This window comes from Neobacillus massiliamazoniensis, assembly GCF_001048695.1.
GTDB classification, from domain to species: Bacteria; Bacillota; Bacilli; order Bacillales; family Cytobacillaceae; genus Neobacillus; species Neobacillus massiliamazoniensis.
This window is the reverse complement of the sequence record NZ_CVRB01000003.1, coordinates 761,363-776,330: the sequence shown is the minus strand read 5'-3', so window position 1 is coordinate 776,330 and position 14,968 is coordinate 761,363. Positions and strand designations below refer to the sequence as shown.

Annotated in this window: 17 protein-coding genes and 2 pseudogenes; 15 read left to right on the top strand and 4 right to left on the bottom strand. The window is 33.6% G+C overall.

The genetic code is table 11. The features are described 5' to 3' along the window. The first annotated feature begins 489 nt into the window (after nt 1-489). The 6 genes from BN1082_RS16540 (at nt 490) to BN1082_RS16510 (ending at nt 4,696) form a co-directional block, all read left to right on the top strand. Nucleotides 490-819, top strand: coding sequence for a P-loop NTPase family protein (locus tag BN1082_RS16540; protein WP_090635910.1), 330 nt, complete (start codon nt 490-492; stop codon nt 817-819). Nucleotides 820-1,403: 584 nt separating this feature from the next. Then, the gene (locus BN1082_RS16530) at nt 1,404-1,661 is read left to right on the top strand and encodes a hypothetical protein (RefSeq protein WP_090635905.1); all 258 of its coding nucleotides are present in this window, start codon (nt 1,404-1,406) and stop codon (nt 1,659-1,661) included. A gap of 238 nt (nt 1,662-1,899) precedes the next feature. Further along, nucleotides 1,900-2,340 (top strand): hypothetical protein, encoded by a 441-nt coding sequence (locus BN1082_RS16525; RefSeq protein ID WP_176699839.1) that lies wholly within the window; start codon nt 1,900-1,902, stop codon nt 2,338-2,340. A 581-nt stretch (nt 2,341-2,921) separates the two neighbouring features. Then, a complete protein-coding gene (locus BN1082_RS16520) occupies nt 2,922-3,491 on the top strand; it encodes a recombinase family protein (RefSeq protein ID WP_090635900.1) in 570 nt (189 codons plus the stop codon). Nucleotides 3,492-3,792: 301 nt separating this feature from the next. Then, the gene (locus BN1082_RS16515; RefSeq protein ID WP_090635898.1) at nt 3,793-4,011 is read left to right on the top strand and encodes a hypothetical protein; all 219 of its coding nucleotides are present in this window, start codon (nt 3,793-3,795) and stop codon (nt 4,009-4,011) included. A 430-nt stretch (nt 4,012-4,441) separates the two neighbouring features. Beyond that, nucleotides 4,442-4,696: a hypothetical protein gene (locus tag BN1082_RS16510; RefSeq protein WP_090635895.1), complete on the top strand. Its 255-nt coding sequence runs from the start codon at nt 4,442-4,444 to the stop codon at nt 4,694-4,696. Nucleotides 4,697-4,701: 5 nt separating this feature from the next. Here the strand turns inward: BN1082_RS16510 and BN1082_RS27700 are convergent, their stop codons facing one another. Further along, nucleotides 4,702-4,875 (bottom strand): DUF8096 family protein, encoded by a 174-nt coding sequence (locus tag BN1082_RS27700; protein WP_090635892.1) that lies wholly within the window; start codon nt 4,873-4,875, stop codon nt 4,702-4,704. Between the two features lie 95 nt (nt 4,876-4,970). On the opposite strand from BN1082_RS27700, the gene BN1082_RS16500 reads away from it, so the two are divergent. The 7 genes and pseudogenes from BN1082_RS16500 to BN1082_RS16470 all read left to right on the top strand — a co-directional run bounded on the left by BN1082_RS16500 (nt 4,971) and on the right by BN1082_RS16470 (nt 8,508). Beyond that, complete coding sequence (locus BN1082_RS16500) at nt 4,971-5,123, top strand: type II toxin-antitoxin system CcdA family antitoxin (RefSeq protein WP_090635890.1); 153 nt, start codon at nt 4,971-4,973, stop codon at nt 5,121-5,123. A gap of 159 nt (nt 5,124-5,282) precedes the next feature. After that, a pseudogene (locus BN1082_RS27045) lies at nt 5,283-5,450 on the top strand (sunset domain-containing protein); the annotation flags it as partial. Nucleotides 5,451-5,492: 42 nt separating this feature from the next. Continuing rightward, nucleotides 5,493-5,747: a hypothetical protein gene (locus BN1082_RS16490; RefSeq protein WP_090635886.1), complete on the top strand. Its 255-nt coding sequence runs from the start codon at nt 5,493-5,495 to the stop codon at nt 5,745-5,747. Nucleotides 5,748-5,941: 194 nt separating this feature from the next. Beyond that, the gene (locus tag BN1082_RS16485) at nt 5,942-6,397 is read left to right on the top strand and encodes a hypothetical protein (protein ID WP_090635884.1); all 456 of its coding nucleotides are present in this window, start codon (nt 5,942-5,944) and stop codon (nt 6,395-6,397) included. A gap of 235 nt (nt 6,398-6,632) precedes the next feature. Then, nucleotides 6,633-7,088, top strand: a complete 456-nt coding sequence (locus BN1082_RS16480) for a hypothetical protein (RefSeq protein WP_245640463.1) — start codon at nt 6,633-6,635, stop codon at nt 7,086-7,088. A 360-nt stretch (nt 7,089-7,448) separates the two neighbouring features. Further along, nucleotides 7,449-8,000 (top strand): hypothetical protein, encoded by a 552-nt coding sequence (locus BN1082_RS16475; RefSeq protein ID WP_090635881.1) that lies wholly within the window; start codon nt 7,449-7,451, stop codon nt 7,998-8,000. Nucleotides 8,001-8,217: 217 nt separating this feature from the next. Further along, the gene (locus tag BN1082_RS16470; protein ID WP_090635878.1) at nt 8,218-8,508 is read left to right on the top strand and encodes a hypothetical protein; all 291 of its coding nucleotides are present in this window, start codon (nt 8,218-8,220) and stop codon (nt 8,506-8,508) included. On the opposite strand, the pseudogene BN1082_RS16465 reads toward BN1082_RS16470, so the two are convergent. Next, a pseudogene (locus BN1082_RS16465) lies at nt 8,492-8,736 on the bottom strand (hypothetical protein); the annotation flags it as partial. The gene BN1082_RS16470 and the pseudogene BN1082_RS16465 overlap by 17 nt on opposite strands. Nucleotides 8,737-9,157: 421 nt before the next feature. Between BN1082_RS16465 and BN1082_RS16460 the strand changes: the two are divergent. Then, on the top strand, nt 9,158-10,432 hold the full coding sequence (locus BN1082_RS16460) for an IS110 family RNA-guided transposase (RefSeq protein WP_090635876.1): 1,275 nt from the start codon (nt 9,158-9,160) through the stop codon (nt 10,430-10,432). A gap of 1,110 nt (nt 10,433-11,542) precedes the next feature. Here the strand turns inward: BN1082_RS16460 and BN1082_RS16455 are convergent. Beyond that, complete coding sequence (locus BN1082_RS16455) at nt 11,543-11,977, bottom strand: tyrosine-type recombinase/integrase (protein ID WP_281177028.1); 435 nt, start codon at nt 11,975-11,977, stop codon at nt 11,543-11,545. A gap of 360 nt (nt 11,978-12,337) precedes the next feature. Here BN1082_RS16455 and BN1082_RS16450 point away from each other — a divergent pair, with 360 nt between their 5' ends. Continuing rightward, the gene (locus BN1082_RS16450) at nt 12,338-13,081 is read left to right on the top strand and encodes an SDR family NAD(P)-dependent oxidoreductase (RefSeq protein ID WP_090635870.1); all 744 of its coding nucleotides are present in this window, start codon (nt 12,338-12,340) and stop codon (nt 13,079-13,081) included. A 408-nt stretch (nt 13,082-13,489) separates the two neighbouring features. Here the strand turns inward: BN1082_RS16450 and BN1082_RS16445 are convergent, their stop codons facing one another. Further along, nucleotides 13,490-14,950, bottom strand: coding sequence for a LuxR C-terminal-related transcriptional regulator (locus tag BN1082_RS16445; protein WP_090635867.1), 1,461 nt, complete (start codon nt 14,948-14,950; stop codon nt 13,490-13,492). Nucleotides 14,951-14,968 lie beyond the last annotated feature (18 nt).

Sequence of the window (14,968 nt, the reverse complement as noted above, 5' to 3'; positions counted from 1 at the left end):
GAAAAATGAATTTTCTTACGTATTTTATAATCTTTTTGATTTTTTTTGCTATTTTTAGCTGGATAATTAAAAAGACAGATGTGCATAACACATTATTTAGCAAACCTCAAAAGTATAAATATACCAGAATTATTTTGATTTTAATGGTACTTTTCTTAACCTTGTTATTAGAGTACGGAAAAGAATTGCTAAATGATAAATATGGTCAACACAACTATATATGTACTATTGTTGGTGCATTTTTAACTTCTATCTACTTTAACTTCGCACCAGTCATATTTAGAAGAGTTAAGCAGTAATACGACAACAATTTGCAAATAAAAGGTTTTGCTTGTTCAATTAACGAAGCAGGTTAATTGCATCAGGAAATTTTAGCCTGAATCTCTCTTCAACTTTCAACTTCCAACTTCCTTTTGTAAATCAATAGGTCTAAATGTTTCATCAATAGGTATAACACACGCAAAGATATTTTATATTTGGGGTGTAAGTATGCAAGAATATACGTGGATTTCACAAATGGACATAGAAAAATTCCACAATAAACTAAGTAGTAAAACTTACAAAAACACTTATATAAAAAGAATAGTACACTGGGGAGAAAATGGATTTTTCTTAAAGCGAAAAACTAAGAATAACTTTGAAATAACATATCATAAAGCATACTTCAAAGACTTTACAATAATAGACATATGCGTAGTGCTAATTGAGGATGGTATCCAGATTACCGCTAAACCTTCAAGTGATTTAAATAATTCATATAATTTAGATGGCAAAAGATTTGACCTAATTGTTAATCTTCTAAATGAAATTTTGTATTAGTCAAACGAAACTAAATATTTTTGAGCTTTATGTGCATCTTGTAAATCAAGACCACTTGAAAACAACAAAGTTTACGAAAACAGCCTAAAGAAAACAGTTATTTGTTAAGAAATTATAAATTTATTCTAATAAAAATGTAAGTGAGGGTGAATAAATTGAATCAACTCAAGCGGCATTTCTGGTATTTGTTGATGATAATAGGAACTGTTATGTTCCTTATCCACTCATCCTTAGTCACCCCTGAAACTTCGTTTACGATATGGCTTACCAGATTGGGCTATCTTTTCTTTTTTTGTGGTGTCATTGTGGGTGGGGTTGAAGAATATATGAAAAAACACAAAATTTCCGCTTACATTTTGTTTGGGATAGGCATCCTTATGATTTTTGATTTTTTTTGGTTGCAATTTTTGTTACATATGTTTTAACAAAGTCAGACTGCCCTTACTTCACTAATGTGGGCTTTACTTCAATAAGGAGGAGTAAATTTATAAAAAAGGTTAAATTACCCCAAGTTACAGGAAACGATTTTATAGATATAATTGTCTCGATTATATTAATAAATATAATTGGAGGATGAATTTACGTTGTTTACATTTATAAAAAAATATAAAGTACCAATACTATGGTGTTTAGGTGTAATGATTTTTCTTGTTTGTGCAATAGTTGCTCAATTTAAACCGTTCACTTATAAAGGTTCTGGAATCATTGGTTTTTTTTCGTTTAATTCCATTCTTCTTGCGATGACATTTTCTGCTAAGGAAAAAGGAAATAAAAAAATAATGATATTTTGTATTGGATTGATGATTTATTTTACTTATACAACTGTTTTACGACTTATCTAGTTATTGTTTTTTAGAGGGGTCGCTTCAAGTGTGTTTTGTACAACTAACTGGGTGCAATAGTTGAAGATCCAGCTGCCATTTAGGCGGCTTTTATTATTGAAGTAACGTGGCAGGTTAGCTTAAATAAATTACCCTATCCGCATTTGTCATATGATATTTAAAGAATCAGGATGAATGCCCAAGAATTTATCCCCAAAAATGCATATGCTCTAATGTAAATTAAATGAGGAGGATGAACGTGATTTTTAATTATAATGCTTATAGTCCAACATATGAGAGGATTGGCCATCACCCTGGTCATGGTTTAGGCGGACCAGGTCATGGTTTTGGTGGTCCAGGTATAGGTGCACCTGGCTCTGGCGCTGGTTTTGGTCCAGGACTTGGTTTTGGTGGTCCTGGTATAGGCGCACCTGGCTCTGGCGTTGGTTTTGCTCCAGGTCTTGGTTTAGGTGGACCAGGCTCTGGCGCTGGTTTTGGTCCAGGACTTGGTTTTGGTGGTCCTGGTATAGGCGCACCTGGCTCTGGCGTTGGTTTTGCTCCAGGTCTTGGTTTAGGTGGACCAGGCTCTGGACTTGGTTATTATCCAGGTCTTGGTTTTGGTGGACCAGGCATTGGCGGCTACCCTTACCCATACTATTATCCTTACCCTTACCCTTATCCATCGTACCCGTATCATTGATAGAAAAATTTAGAGCTTTGTCTAGTTGCGTTTCTACAATAAGTAGAAACGCTTGTTACTTATTCAACAAATGGTTACTTTTCATAAAAGAATTGACTGCTGCAAACTGGTGTATTTTATAGAGCTATAGGATCAGGGAGTAAAAAAGTAAGAGAAGAACTACAAAGGACGGTAAAAGCCTGCTAAGGCTTCTTTATTTAATCAAAAATAAGAAGGGGAAACATAGGATTAAAAAAGATGAGGATTGGTTGGCTTCTGTGCGATTGTAAAAGTCCTCTAAAGGATGAAACTTAATACGGAATTACATAAAAGTATGTGATTTAAACTTCTTTTTATTTCTAATCCACGATTGAAACACATCTTAAACTAACCCGTTACATCTCAACTTTGTGAAGGATTACACTTAAAGTAACGGGTAGCTTTAGTTAAAGAATATTTTGAAGTCGATTGCATTTGGAAATCGGCTTTTTTGATTTCTTGGTATCATAACTTAAAAGTTTTGACACCAAATTATGGAAGTGATAAAATCAAGGTATTGACAGGTGCCATAACTTAGGTCCAAAAGTAAAGGGGTGAAAATGATGATTTATGGATATGCAAGAGTAAGTACTCAAGGCCAGGATTTACAAGGGCAGCTGGAACATTTAAAAAGTGCTGGATGCGAAGAGATTTATTCTGAAAAGTTTACTGGAACAAAAGCTGAGCGACAAGAATTTCAAAAGCTACTGAAAACTTTAAAGGAAGGTGACACATTAATCGTAACAAAACTGGACAGGTTTGCTCGTTCTGCGATTGATGGAATTGCCATTATCAAACAACTCTTTGAACGCGGGGTAAGAGTGAACGTTTTGAACATGGGGATCATTGAGGATACACCAACGGGCCGGTTAATTTTAAACATATTCTTGGCATTTGCAGAGTTTGAGCGGGACTTGATTGTAGAAAGAACTAAAGAAGGGAAAGCTATCGCAAAGCAAAAGGGTGATTTTAAGGAAGGAAGACCGAAGAAATTTAAAAAGGCACAAATTGAATTGGCTCTTAAACTTCTAGAAACACACTCATATAAGCAAGTTGAGGAAACAACAGGGATAAGTAAAAGCACCCTGATACGGGCGAAGAACGCTATAGAGAGAGATAAAGGGAAACAATGAAAACGTAACCGAAAAATGTAGAGAAACTCTCGGAAATGAGAGCTTCTTTTTTTTAAAAGGACTTGCTTGTTTCCTCATCAATAGTTAAGGGGGTGGGGGGGTATGTGTGCTCGCCATTTCAAAAATAATAATGTGCGCGGAGAATTTTTTAAAAATCACATTCCTTCTTCCACTAACGTGGCAGGTTAGTTCAATAAGAATTAACAGAAAAAAAGCCATTATAGTAGTAAAATTAATAAAAGTTATGTAATTTTAAGTAACTTCAATAATTGGGGGTCATTGGAGACGAGGGATAGTTCTAATGGAATGGTATAGATATTTAGCTTTAGTAGGATTAATCTTTTGGGTTACAGGTGTTTTAAATATTTATTTTGTAAAAAAACAAATAAAAAATTTTAAAAATGTACACTCTCTTCCTGATGACTTTTTGAAAAATAAGAACAAGAGGTTATTATTAGCGAGTTTCTTTGTTCTGCTAGGTATCCTTTTGAGTTTCATTGCAACTATGTTCTCCTACTAAAAATAATGAAAAAATTGTGAAAAAATTCACTTAAACAAACGGGAGCGATTGTTCAAAAAAGACAGTTTAAACATAATAACCTTTTTAGCCCCTCTTTATTGAGGGGTTCTTTATTCACACAACGTTCACAAGGACTTTCCGTTTTCCTGGTGAATTTATCCAGAAGGGAAGGCTGTGAACAAAAGTGAAGATAAATGCTAATTATAGTTACGAAGAGGCTGGAATCCTATATAAGGTCTATCACTTGAAAAAACACCGAATAAAAGTATCGGCAAAAGTTGGGAGATTCACAGTTATAGAGTTTGGCAGCAGTATACACGAGGCCTCAGAAAAAGCTAAGAAAAGATTACTAAAAGCCCCCTCTCATTAAGAATGGGTTTTGATGAGTGAATAAAGCAATATTTAAAAAGGATAGAAAGGATTTAGTCTTATGAAAATTAAAGACGGTTTTCTACTAATCATTCCGTTTCTTGGTTTTCTATTCGGATCATTAGCGACTAAAATGTTTGATAATTTTGTTGATGGTATTTTAGGTAATATAGCACTTATGTTTACGGAGGTTTTGATTGTTTATTTCTGTGTCTCTTTACTAATTTTTAGGAAGTTAGAGGGTAAGTTTATAATTCAAGTTGCTTCTGGATTTGGAATCCCATTTGTTTTTATGATCCTAATAAATTGTATTTAATTGTATTAAATACTCTTCTTCATGCCACAATGACTGCATTCACGAATAAACTTACCATTACCAACTGTTGATTTAAAGTGTGCCTGACCGCAATTGTCACAACGTCCACTTTCTTTATCAGGTAATTCTTTGAAATCATAAATTTTAGTTAGATCAAATTTGTTTTGGTTTTCAGTCATAACGTTTCACCAGCTTCTAAAAGTTTTACCTAGTAGATTGTACCAAGAGATAGTAAAAAGTCAATAAAAGGAAATACTTTTATGGAGGAATTATAATGGGGAGAAAGAGATTACCAGAAACGAAGAAAAAGATAAACATAAATTTATCCATCACAAAAGAAATAGTTGATCAGTTAAAGGAAAAGGAAGTCAATATAAGTGCAATTGTTGAAGAGTATCTTCTTGGATATTTAAAAATGAAATCCTAAACTATTTATAATAATTCGATTGTTAAAAACATAAACGTTTCAATAACAATCTTGTTATTAAAGAGGAGGATTAATAAATTGAAAAAATGTTTATTTGTTTTGTCTTTGCTCATTTTGACAGCATGCAGTAATAATACTATTGCCGACTCAGAAAATATCAGTGGTACTTGTGATGATCCAAAAATAAAAGGTAATCTTACAACTTATAATGGCGAAAAAATTTATCATGTTCCTGGTGGTCAATTCTATGATAAAACTATAGCAGAAGAAATGTTTTGTACTGAAGAAGATGCTGAAGCTGCAGGATATAGAAAGAGTATGAGATAATAAGAAAAAAATTTGCAACTTGACTAAAAGAGGATGAAATAAATGAACGTATCAATCCAGATTCACTACAAAGGAGATAGTAAACTAACACAAGGCGGTACTTTTTATTTGCGCGGAAAAAAGGTTGAACAAGTGGCTTTAGAATTTTGGCAGCAAATACAAAAGGATATGTCTTACCACGCAGTGTTAGAAAAAGTAATCCTAAATGGAGAACTGGATATCACTGAAAAAGTGATGGAATTTGAGATATTGGAATGGAGAAAAAAGAATGAAGCAGTAGATGATTTACCTTTTTAGCCCTCAAATTTGAGGGTTTTGTTATGCCTTAAAAGATAAAATGTTTTTATTATTAAATTTGGTAGATAGAATGTGAATGTTTGCACTTAAACTAACTGGCAGGTTAGTTGAAGAAAGGGTTTTTAACTCAAAAAACCAAAAATGGATTTTTGTGATAAAATAGTAATAAAAGGTAAATAAGGGGCTGGTTTATTTTGAAAATTAAACATTTGTCTGTAATGTTGTTAACCTTAGCCTTACTAGCAGGGTGTGTTAATGAAAATAAAGTAGCAATTTCCCCAAACGAAGTAAATAAAATTAGTTGGGGATTTATTGAAAAACAAACAATGGAAGGAGTTATTGTATACTCCATAAAACTGATTAATGGCAGTGATTCTGTTATTAAGCAAAATAATGTATTTGTTTCTTATCCAATAATAACTACAACAAATGTTATTAAAAGTAACGAATATAAAGTTGAAGTTAAGGGAAACAAATTAGATATTCAACCAGGAGAAACCATTACATTAAAAGCATTTATGCCGTTGGAAGGCATGGGAGATAAATCATTGCTCAGAATAGATGATCCACGTATTCAAATAAATGGCTATTTAGACAAAGTCGATAATAATCATAAATTTAGTAATGGAGGATACTTATACAGAGAATGAAGATAAGTTTTAATCAACGGGGTGTTTCCACAATAAGTGGAGACGCATTTTTTTATTGAAGTAACGGGCAGTTTAGTTGAAGAAGGTTTTCTGAACATTAAAATGTTTGAGGTGGGAAATTTAAAAGTAGTGATATTTTTGTTGTGATAGGGATATAGTTTAAAAAGTCAAATAATAGATAAACGAAGAAACGATATTAATGTTGAATTCGTTTAATTTTATAGGGGGGATGTAGTTGAGAAAGATAATAAGTCTATTTTTCGTTTTTCTAATTGGTTGTACTTTGCTTATTAGTACAACTTATGCTGATTGGGCATACGCTTTTGTAGTTTACGATGGTAATTCCTATATTGTTTCAGAAACTCATATCGAACCCAATAAAATCGGTAAGAAAATAGGTGAGGTAACTGAGTATTCAGACCGAGAAGGCACTTATAGTGGAAATTTTTCAAATCAGTTTCTCAAGGGTACTGAATACTACGAAATCAAAGGTGTTAATACAAAAGATGCAATCGCAGTTAAGAAAAGCGAAGGGTTATTTATAAAAGTTAATTATAACGGAAAGTATGGTGCTAGCGGTAAACAAGTCAATAGCGAATATAATTGGCAAATTTTATTACCATATTTTATTGGAGCAATTTTGTTGATTGGTATCATTTATTTATTTTTAAAGAAAAGAAATAGTCGATAATAAGCCAAAAAGGATGTCAAATGACATCCTTTTATTGTTTTATTTGTTTCTTATACCTGCCAATTTTATTGTCAAAATATCTGTCAAATTAAATTTTCCACCTTCTAACTGAACCCGTTAATTTAGTAACGGGGGCATTTCTTACAACAAAAGGACTGCGGCGATCCTGTTTTTTCTTCTTGAGCTAACGGGGCAGTTTAGTTGGATAAAGATAGTTGTAATTTGACAATAATAATAATTTTAAAAAATCCAAAAAGTGTAATAGAATGGGAATTAAGAGGATAAAAGAGGAAAAAAATCAGCTAGGTCAAGCTGCAATGATTGAACGATTAAAAAAGATGACAAGGGTGAATACAAAAGATGGAGAATGTGGCTTTTGAATCCCAACTTTTTAATTTAAGAAAATTGTGTATTATGCTACTCATTACAAGCTTCGTTCTACTACTCCTTGGGGGGTGTATTGGTGATAGATCATCAAAGATTTCAAAAACGCCTACAACTAATATAAAAAATGAAAGTATCAATGAAATTAAATTATTAGATTCTATCCAGTCTGATGATTTTGTCAAGCAATTTGGTACGAAACTAGAAACTATTCCAAATTCTATATACAACTACTATAAGCTTAATAACAATCTAGTTATTGCAACCAATAAAAAGAAAGAAATTGTTCGAATCTCAACACCTAGTAATGATTCCACCTTTAAAACCTCTAAGGGTATTTCGACTATGTCAACAAGAGATGAAATCATTAGAGGCTATGGAAAAAAATATTTTGAACGATCTGATGAACTTGGATATAAAGTTATAGGATATATCGACAAATCTAATAAACAAACTATTGAGTTCTTTTTTACTGAACAAGCAGGAGTATTAGATCACATTAACCTAGATTTACTTGAAGTTAATTAGAGTTTGCAGAAAGTTTCTTATACAGCATTTTCTTCGAAAAATTGAACCTAATTAGACAATCTCCATTCAAAAATGAGAAAAAAAGAATCCGTACCTTCCGATTCTTTCTTTTTCTCCATTGTGTTTTACAAAGGCTCTAGATTGTTGTTATTCAACACAAAAGGTATTGGTAAATTTTCCAAGAATAATAGTATGATTATGTTTGGGAGTGGTAATATTGTCAAAGAGCCTTTTATCAATAGTTTCAGCACCTTTGGTGGTTGTTCAATTATTCATTCTGTACTTCTGGATATTTGATTGGAAAAAATTAGTTACAGAAACAGGATTAATTGTTTGGGTAAGTTCAATTCTTTTGGGCGTAATAATTTATCTTTTGTATCGAAGGTTAAACACCGCAGAAAAAAGCATTGTAGTCACCAAAAGAATTGTATTTACTTCAACATTAATCACCGTACTATTAGGTTTTTTTGCACTTATTATCGAGTTTACAGTCAGTTCAATGCCCTAGAAGGAGAGTTATATACGCTCCTTCTAATACTTTCAACGGTGGTATAATTCACTTTCTGACAGGAACTAAGCAGTATGTCTTTCACACGCTTGTCAAATGGCATTTTTTTGTTTAATTCAAGGAACCGATGCCAAAAAAGGTAATTGTGAGATACTTGGTCGCAACTCCTTGAAATCTATCCAACCATTTTTTTAAACGTTAATGATAACCATTAACGTGCTGGTTGTGATTGGTACAGAATAGGCACTGAATGGGATAGCTATATACCTGGCAATCAACCATATAAAAAATTGATTTATAAATATTTTGACACTGATTATTGTAAACTTGCATTGGATGAAGGCTTACTAAAAATATATGCTACAAATGGGGTTATAATATTTATCTCTTTCCCTGAAGAACTTTTGGAATATGTTAATGATACAATTCAGGTACATAATGTGTATGAAATAGAGGAGTCCTATTCAGCTAACGGGTAGCAAGAGTTGAAGATCACCAGCTGCTTCGGCGGCTTTTTGCTTGTTCCACTAACGGGGCAGGATAGCATTCCTGTAGATCGTTATTTTTCGACTTTGAAAAAAATAGGGCTCCCCAGTAAGATATGAGTATAGACACCACTCTAACTCACAACTTTAGGAGGAACCCTACTATGAAGTTTAAAATGCAAAACAAACAAAATCAACTAATAGAAAGAATTTCCGTTAAACATCTTATTGTAGGTGTGGATATAGCACAACAATTACATGTAGCTCGAGCTGTTAATTTCCGTGGAATTGTGGTTGGAGATCCACTTGCATTCAAAAATAATGAAGAGGGATTTGCAAGTTTACTAATATGGATTAAAAATCTACAAAGATTAAACAACCTAGATGAAGCTATAGTTGGAATGGAGCCAACTGGACACTATTGGATTAACCTTTCAAAATGGTTATCCAAACAGAATATTGAGGTAGTATCAGTAAACCCACATCTAGTAAAAAGGAATAAAGAAAATCGTGATAATTCTCAATCAAAAAGCGATAAAAAGGATGCTTTAGTTATCGCTGATATGGTGAAGAACGGTTACTACTCTGAAGTTAGGTACACATCGGAATCATTCGAAAAACTTAGGGTTCTTATGTCTAATCGTGATGTAGTAGTTAAACGCCTCGTTAGTTCTATTAATCAATTAAATCGTTGGGTAGATATTGTTTTTCCAGAACTGAGACAGGTATTTAAAGATATTAAAGCTAAAGGGGCAATCGCAACTCTCCGACTATTCCCATCGCCAGTGGAATTAGAAACTTTACAGCCTCACGACATTATTAGAGGGTGGAAATCAATTATGAAGAGGCAGCCTGGATTAAAAAAGGCCATTTTACTCCTCCAAGTAGCTAGGAAATCCGTTGGCACTAGACAAGCACTTGATGCGTATAAATTTCATCTTGAGCAACTATTAGAGGAATATGATTTGGCTATTACGCAACTCGAAAGAGTTGAAAAACAAGTTACAGAAGTATTAAATAAAATCCCATTCTCTAAAAAGCTACTTACCATTAAAGGAATAAGTGAAATTTCTTTAGCTGGCATATTAGGTGAGGCTGGAGATTTAAGTAGCTTTTCTCATGGTAATTCTCTACTTCGCCATGCGGGTTTACACTTAGCCGAAGCAAGTTCAGGTAAGTGGAAAGGACAAATTGTCATTTCGAAGCGTGGAAGGTCTAGACTACGGCGTTTCCTCTTCTTAGCAACAATGAGTCTAGTAGCGAACAATCCAGAATTTAAAACATTACACACTCATAATGTTAAAGTTAAGAAAATGAAGAAAATGAAATCAATAATGAAGTTAGTTGGCAAGTTAGCAAGGATTTTTGTGGGTATTTCTCGACGTAATGAATCCTATTGTCCTGATAAACTCCAATCATTATCACCGATGGCGGCCTAGTAACACTTAATAATCGAAGATTATCCGTCCTCTTTTTGTATGGAAATATATCATATTGCAAACTTGTATTGACCGAATGTTGGCTTATTCGTAGGATTTCAAATATGTACGGAGTACCAGATTTTTTCAACATAAGGGCGCTGACCCATTAGGATAGCATAACTGGCCTCCACCCCTTGGATAGGCATGACGAAGGAATGATAGGGCGATTGACCCGTTGAGACATGGGAGGGAAAGCCTCCAGGGGCGGCGTGGAGAATGTACATCATGTGGTAAAATATGGAGTTCTAATCAACTCCTTTATTCCACTATGCCTTCACGAAGCCATAATGATCTGAACGTATTTCTTTTAACTGTAAACTCTATTTAAAGGGATATGAAATCCTGCGAATAAGCGAGTATTCGTGAGAAAATCGTATTAAACTGAGGGAGTTGAAGAAGGAAAATAATATTTAGTGACGAATTATATACACTCAATATGAATATCTAAGGGAGGAGAAAATATAAAATGAAGACAATACATAAATTCTTTATTGGGATAGGGATAATTTTGCTTCTCCTTACCATTATTGGAATTATTACACTTTATGCAACACTTGACACCCCGGTAGTAAGCCGTTAATACTAAAAAACACCATTGAAATTATATATACTTCAAAAAGAAAGGAATAAAGGAGATTGTGAAGGATTGTACTTAAACTATAGGGTGCTTTAGTTGAACAAGAATTAAAGTAGAGAGTCATCATAAACTGTGTATTCGGCTTTTGTATGGGTGTAAACCTTCTGAGCGTTATGGAATAATGGTGGCTGGTGGCAAGTTGGTGGCAAAATCAAGCATCCTGCCACCAAAAACACCTGTTTAAATCCGAAATAGAATTAATAAAAACTTATTAAATCAACACTTTCAAACTCAAACTGTTATAATCCGATTTACTTTACTTCCTTGACAGGGAAGGGGTCGGGGGTTCAAGTCCCTCACAGGTCATCAATTTTAGGAGCGTGAAATCCTTGTGTGACAAGGGTTTCACGCTTTTTTTTATTTCAATCATTTTTTTGACCCAACCACCTTTCAGGTGAAATCGCACATTTATTGCACAAACACAACTTATTTTAATTTTGCAGGATGGCATCCTCAAATCGGTTTGCACTTTTTCGCTGCATTTCGTTGCTAACATGGGAATAGGTATCCAAAGTAACCTGTACCCGGGAATGCCTCATCCGTTCGGCCACGATTTTTGCATTTTCTCCTAATGCCATGAGGACTGTGGCATGTAAGTGGCGTAAATCATGGAAGGTTATTTTAGGGACATCAGCTTCTTCCAACAGCCGATAGAATTGGCGCAAAAGATTTCTTGGTTCAATTGGCTTACCGTCATCTGTGCAATTTACTAAATCATTATCCTTATTAAAGCATCCAAGATTTTGTTGCACTATTTGCTGTTTGTTCTTTCGATCTTGAAGAATCTGCAGAACATAATCTGATATAACTTTAATTCTATTTGAACTTTTGGTTTTTACGTCTTTTAAAACTGCTCTTCTTTGGATAGATTTGATTCTAATCTTATTTGCACATTCATGTTCATTTGAAATTAGGATTTATTTGTTTTTAAAAAGATTTTAAATTCCTCGAATGAATTTCGTAATGGGGAAATAAATCAGGTCACATTAATTAAAGTAACTCCTTTAATGAATAATTACCTATATATTGAGGGTGTGAAATAAGGATTAACCATCAATATAAAGGATAGTTCTAGCTGGCTGTGAAATTGTAAAATAAAAAATGTGAAGATTTTGTGGCATTTTCCAAAATGCAAAATCGCTCTTAAGTAGATTTTAAAATGAGGAAATAATTTTAGCGTAAACAAAATATATTAATATTTTGCATAATCAAAGGGGGAATTACTTATGACAAATTTAAGTGGCAAAGTTGCAATTGTAACAGGTGGTGCTTCAGGTATCGGATTATCTGCTGTGAAGGCTTTTGTAGCTAAAGGGGTTAAAGTGGTTATCGCTGATTTTAACGAGCAAGGCGGTAAAGGTCTTGAGCAAGAATTGAAAGCTACTGGTGCAGATGTTTTGTTTGTGAAGGTCGATGTTGGCGATGAAAAATCTGTAGAAAACCTAGTTTCTGAAACGGTTAAACATTATGGTCGAGTTGATGTAATGGTGAATAACGCCGGAGTAGCGGTAAAAGCCTCTACTCACGAATTATCATTCGAAGATTATGATAGAATTATTCGAATTAACCAAGACGGTGTTTTTTTTGGAATGAAATATGCAATTCGTGAAATGTTAAAAAATGGTGGCGGTTCCATTGTGAATACAGCTTCCGTGTTAGGGCACGTTGGAAAATCAGGAGTGTTTGCTTATAATGCAAGTAAAGGGGCAGTTAATATTATGACTAAATCAGTTGCTCTTGAGTACGCAAAAAATAACATTAGAGTAAATGCTGTTTGCCCAGGTTATGTTGAAAGCGGCCTGGTTAACAAAGAAGTAATGGGTGAAGCCTATGATGAGCTAGTTGCGAAGCACCCGATTGGAAGACTTGGAAGATCCGATGAAATTGCACACGCAATTATTTTCTTGAGTGAAAATGACTTTGTCACAGGTAGTTCTTTAATGATAGATGGAGGTTACACTGCTCAATAAGAAAAATCAGGGAAATGGAAGATCCTTCAAAAGGACTTCGGTTTGTTCGTTACATTAGATCATGAGGTCATCTTTGTCCTTCATACACATGAAGTAAATAAAATCCGAATAAAAAGGTAAGATTATATCGCTGTTGATGCCACTTTTTAGGGGTTTTCTTTTTACCGCTTAACAGCTAAATAATTTGAACAGAGTTGTGCAAATTCCGAAACATGTGTCGCACAACTTCTATTAAAAAGGGCAGATCACTAATGAGTGACTGCCCTTTTGCTTGTATGCGGCATTAATGGCTTTCCGAGTTGAGGAGCGTACCAATGTTACGTGATATTAGTACGATGTCACCACTCTTCGAAGGAGAACCAGGCACTTTATTTAATATTAATCATGAAAAAGTGAATTGCTTAGAAATTAGGTTAACAATCCTAGACGGAACCCAGATGAAACAACTTGGGTACGATTTTTAGCTTTTAACTTTAACATAAGACTGCTTATGTAGTCTCTAATTGTATGCTCGCTTAGATGGAGGAACTCTCCCATTTTCTTATTATCGTATCCATCTGCTAGGAGAGTTAATACACTTAACTCGCGATCAGTTAATTCGATTTTATTACTTGGTGAAACATTATGACCGATATTCTTTAGAAATAATCCTATTCTGTTACAAACTTCCTCTATAAGTTGTAAATCCTCTTGCGTACAGTCAAACTCTTTTCCCACCTGATCAAAAATCATCCAACCGAGAACTTCTTCGTAATGAAATATTGGAGCAACAATTAGTGAAGATAGATTGAATAACTCAATTGTCTCATTTTTTACCGTATTTACGGGGTTTTTAATAAATATTGGCTTTCTTGTAATTATCATGGTATGAAACAACTGATTTGGATATACGTATCCTTGTGTTTTTTGAACTTTTGATAATTCTTTACCAATAACACCTTTAAACTCATTTGACCAAGGGATATATGCATAGAAAACACATCTTTTATAGTTAAGCAGCTCTTCGCATCCCTTTATTATTTTTATGAAGTCATTTCTTCCAGTGCAGCTTATGAGAACTTTATTAAATTCATCTAGAACTTTAAGTTTATTTAGTGAATTTTTTCCATATCGTGCATTATTACTAGCGAAAATATTAAAACGAAACAGATAATTACTGATTGTTTCTTCTTGTTCCTTTTCTAATGTTGTTTTTGGGTATAGATATATGCTAGTTTCACCAAATTTCAAGCGTAGTGACTGCTCAAATAACTCGATTAATTGACCTTTGTTTGAATCGACAATCGGATAAAAAGGAATACCTCGGCTTGTTTCATCTTCTGATCTGCCCCAACCAAAAATGACCGGGTTAGTTATATGATCCTGTACGAGATAAATTTGTTGAATTGGAAATAACTCCAAATATGAAAGTAACAAGCTCTGTGAAGAATGGAAATGAAACTCTTCTTTAGTAGTATTATTCCAATTAGAAAATATGTTGGAAATTCTTGAAGCAATACTAGGTAAGTACAACATATAGGAATAAGCCTTTACGTCTTTTGAATTTTTTAATAAATTGGCAAAAGCCTTTTCCAGAGTAAGGTAGAATCGGTGTAAGTAATGATAATTCAAAATCATTGAATACGTTTGTATCCAAGTATTTAAAAGTGTGTCTAAGTCGGTTTGAGCCTTAGTTTCATTTGGTTCAGTTAAAATTTGCAAAAATGAACTTGCGAGAAACTCAATAATAGACTGCTCTTCTTTGGATAGATTTGATTCTAATCTTATTTGCACATTAATGTTCATTTGAAGTTGGGATTTATTTGTTTTTAGAAAGATTTTAAATTCCTCAAATGATATATCGTTATGGGGAAATAAATCAGGTCTCATTAATTAAAGTAACTCCTT

What these genes read in the sequence shown, in the direction of transcription:
- BN1082_RS16540 (WP_090635910.1), top strand. Translation starts at nt 490, where the DNA reads ATGCAAGAATATACGTGGATTTCACAAATGGACATAGAAAAATTCCAC.
- BN1082_RS16520 (WP_090635900.1), top strand. Translation starts at nt 2,922, where the DNA reads ATGATTTATGGATATGCAAGAGTAAGTACTCAAGGCCAGGATTTACAA.
- BN1082_RS16515 (WP_090635898.1), top strand. Translation starts at nt 3,793, where the DNA reads ATGGAATGGTATAGATATTTAGCTTTAGTAGGATTAATCTTTTGGGTT.
- BN1082_RS16510 (WP_090635895.1), top strand. Translation starts at nt 4,442, where the DNA reads ATGAAAATTAAAGACGGTTTTCTACTAATCATTCCGTTTCTTGGTTTT.
- BN1082_RS27700 (WP_090635892.1), bottom strand. Translation starts at nt 4,875, where the DNA reads ATGACTGAAAACCAAAACAAATTTGATCTAACTAAAATTTATGATTTC.
- BN1082_RS16500 (WP_090635890.1), top strand. Translation starts at nt 4,971, where the DNA reads ATGGGGAGAAAGAGATTACCAGAAACGAAGAAAAAGATAAACATAAAT.
- BN1082_RS16490 (WP_090635886.1), top strand. Translation starts at nt 5,493, where the DNA reads ATGAACGTATCAATCCAGATTCACTACAAAGGAGATAGTAAACTAACA.
- BN1082_RS16475 (WP_090635881.1), top strand. Translation starts at nt 7,449, where the DNA reads ATGGAGAATGTGGCTTTTGAATCCCAACTTTTTAATTTAAGAAAATTG.
- BN1082_RS16460 (WP_090635876.1), top strand. Translation starts at nt 9,158, where the DNA reads ATGAAGTTTAAAATGCAAAACAAACAAAATCAACTAATAGAAAGAATT.
- BN1082_RS16450 (WP_090635870.1), top strand. Translation starts at nt 12,338, where the DNA reads ATGACAAATTTAAGTGGCAAAGTTGCAATTGTAACAGGTGGTGCTTCA.
- BN1082_RS16445 (WP_090635867.1), bottom strand. Translation starts at nt 14,950, where the DNA reads ATGAGACCTGATTTATTTCCCCATAACGATATATCATTTGAGGAATTT.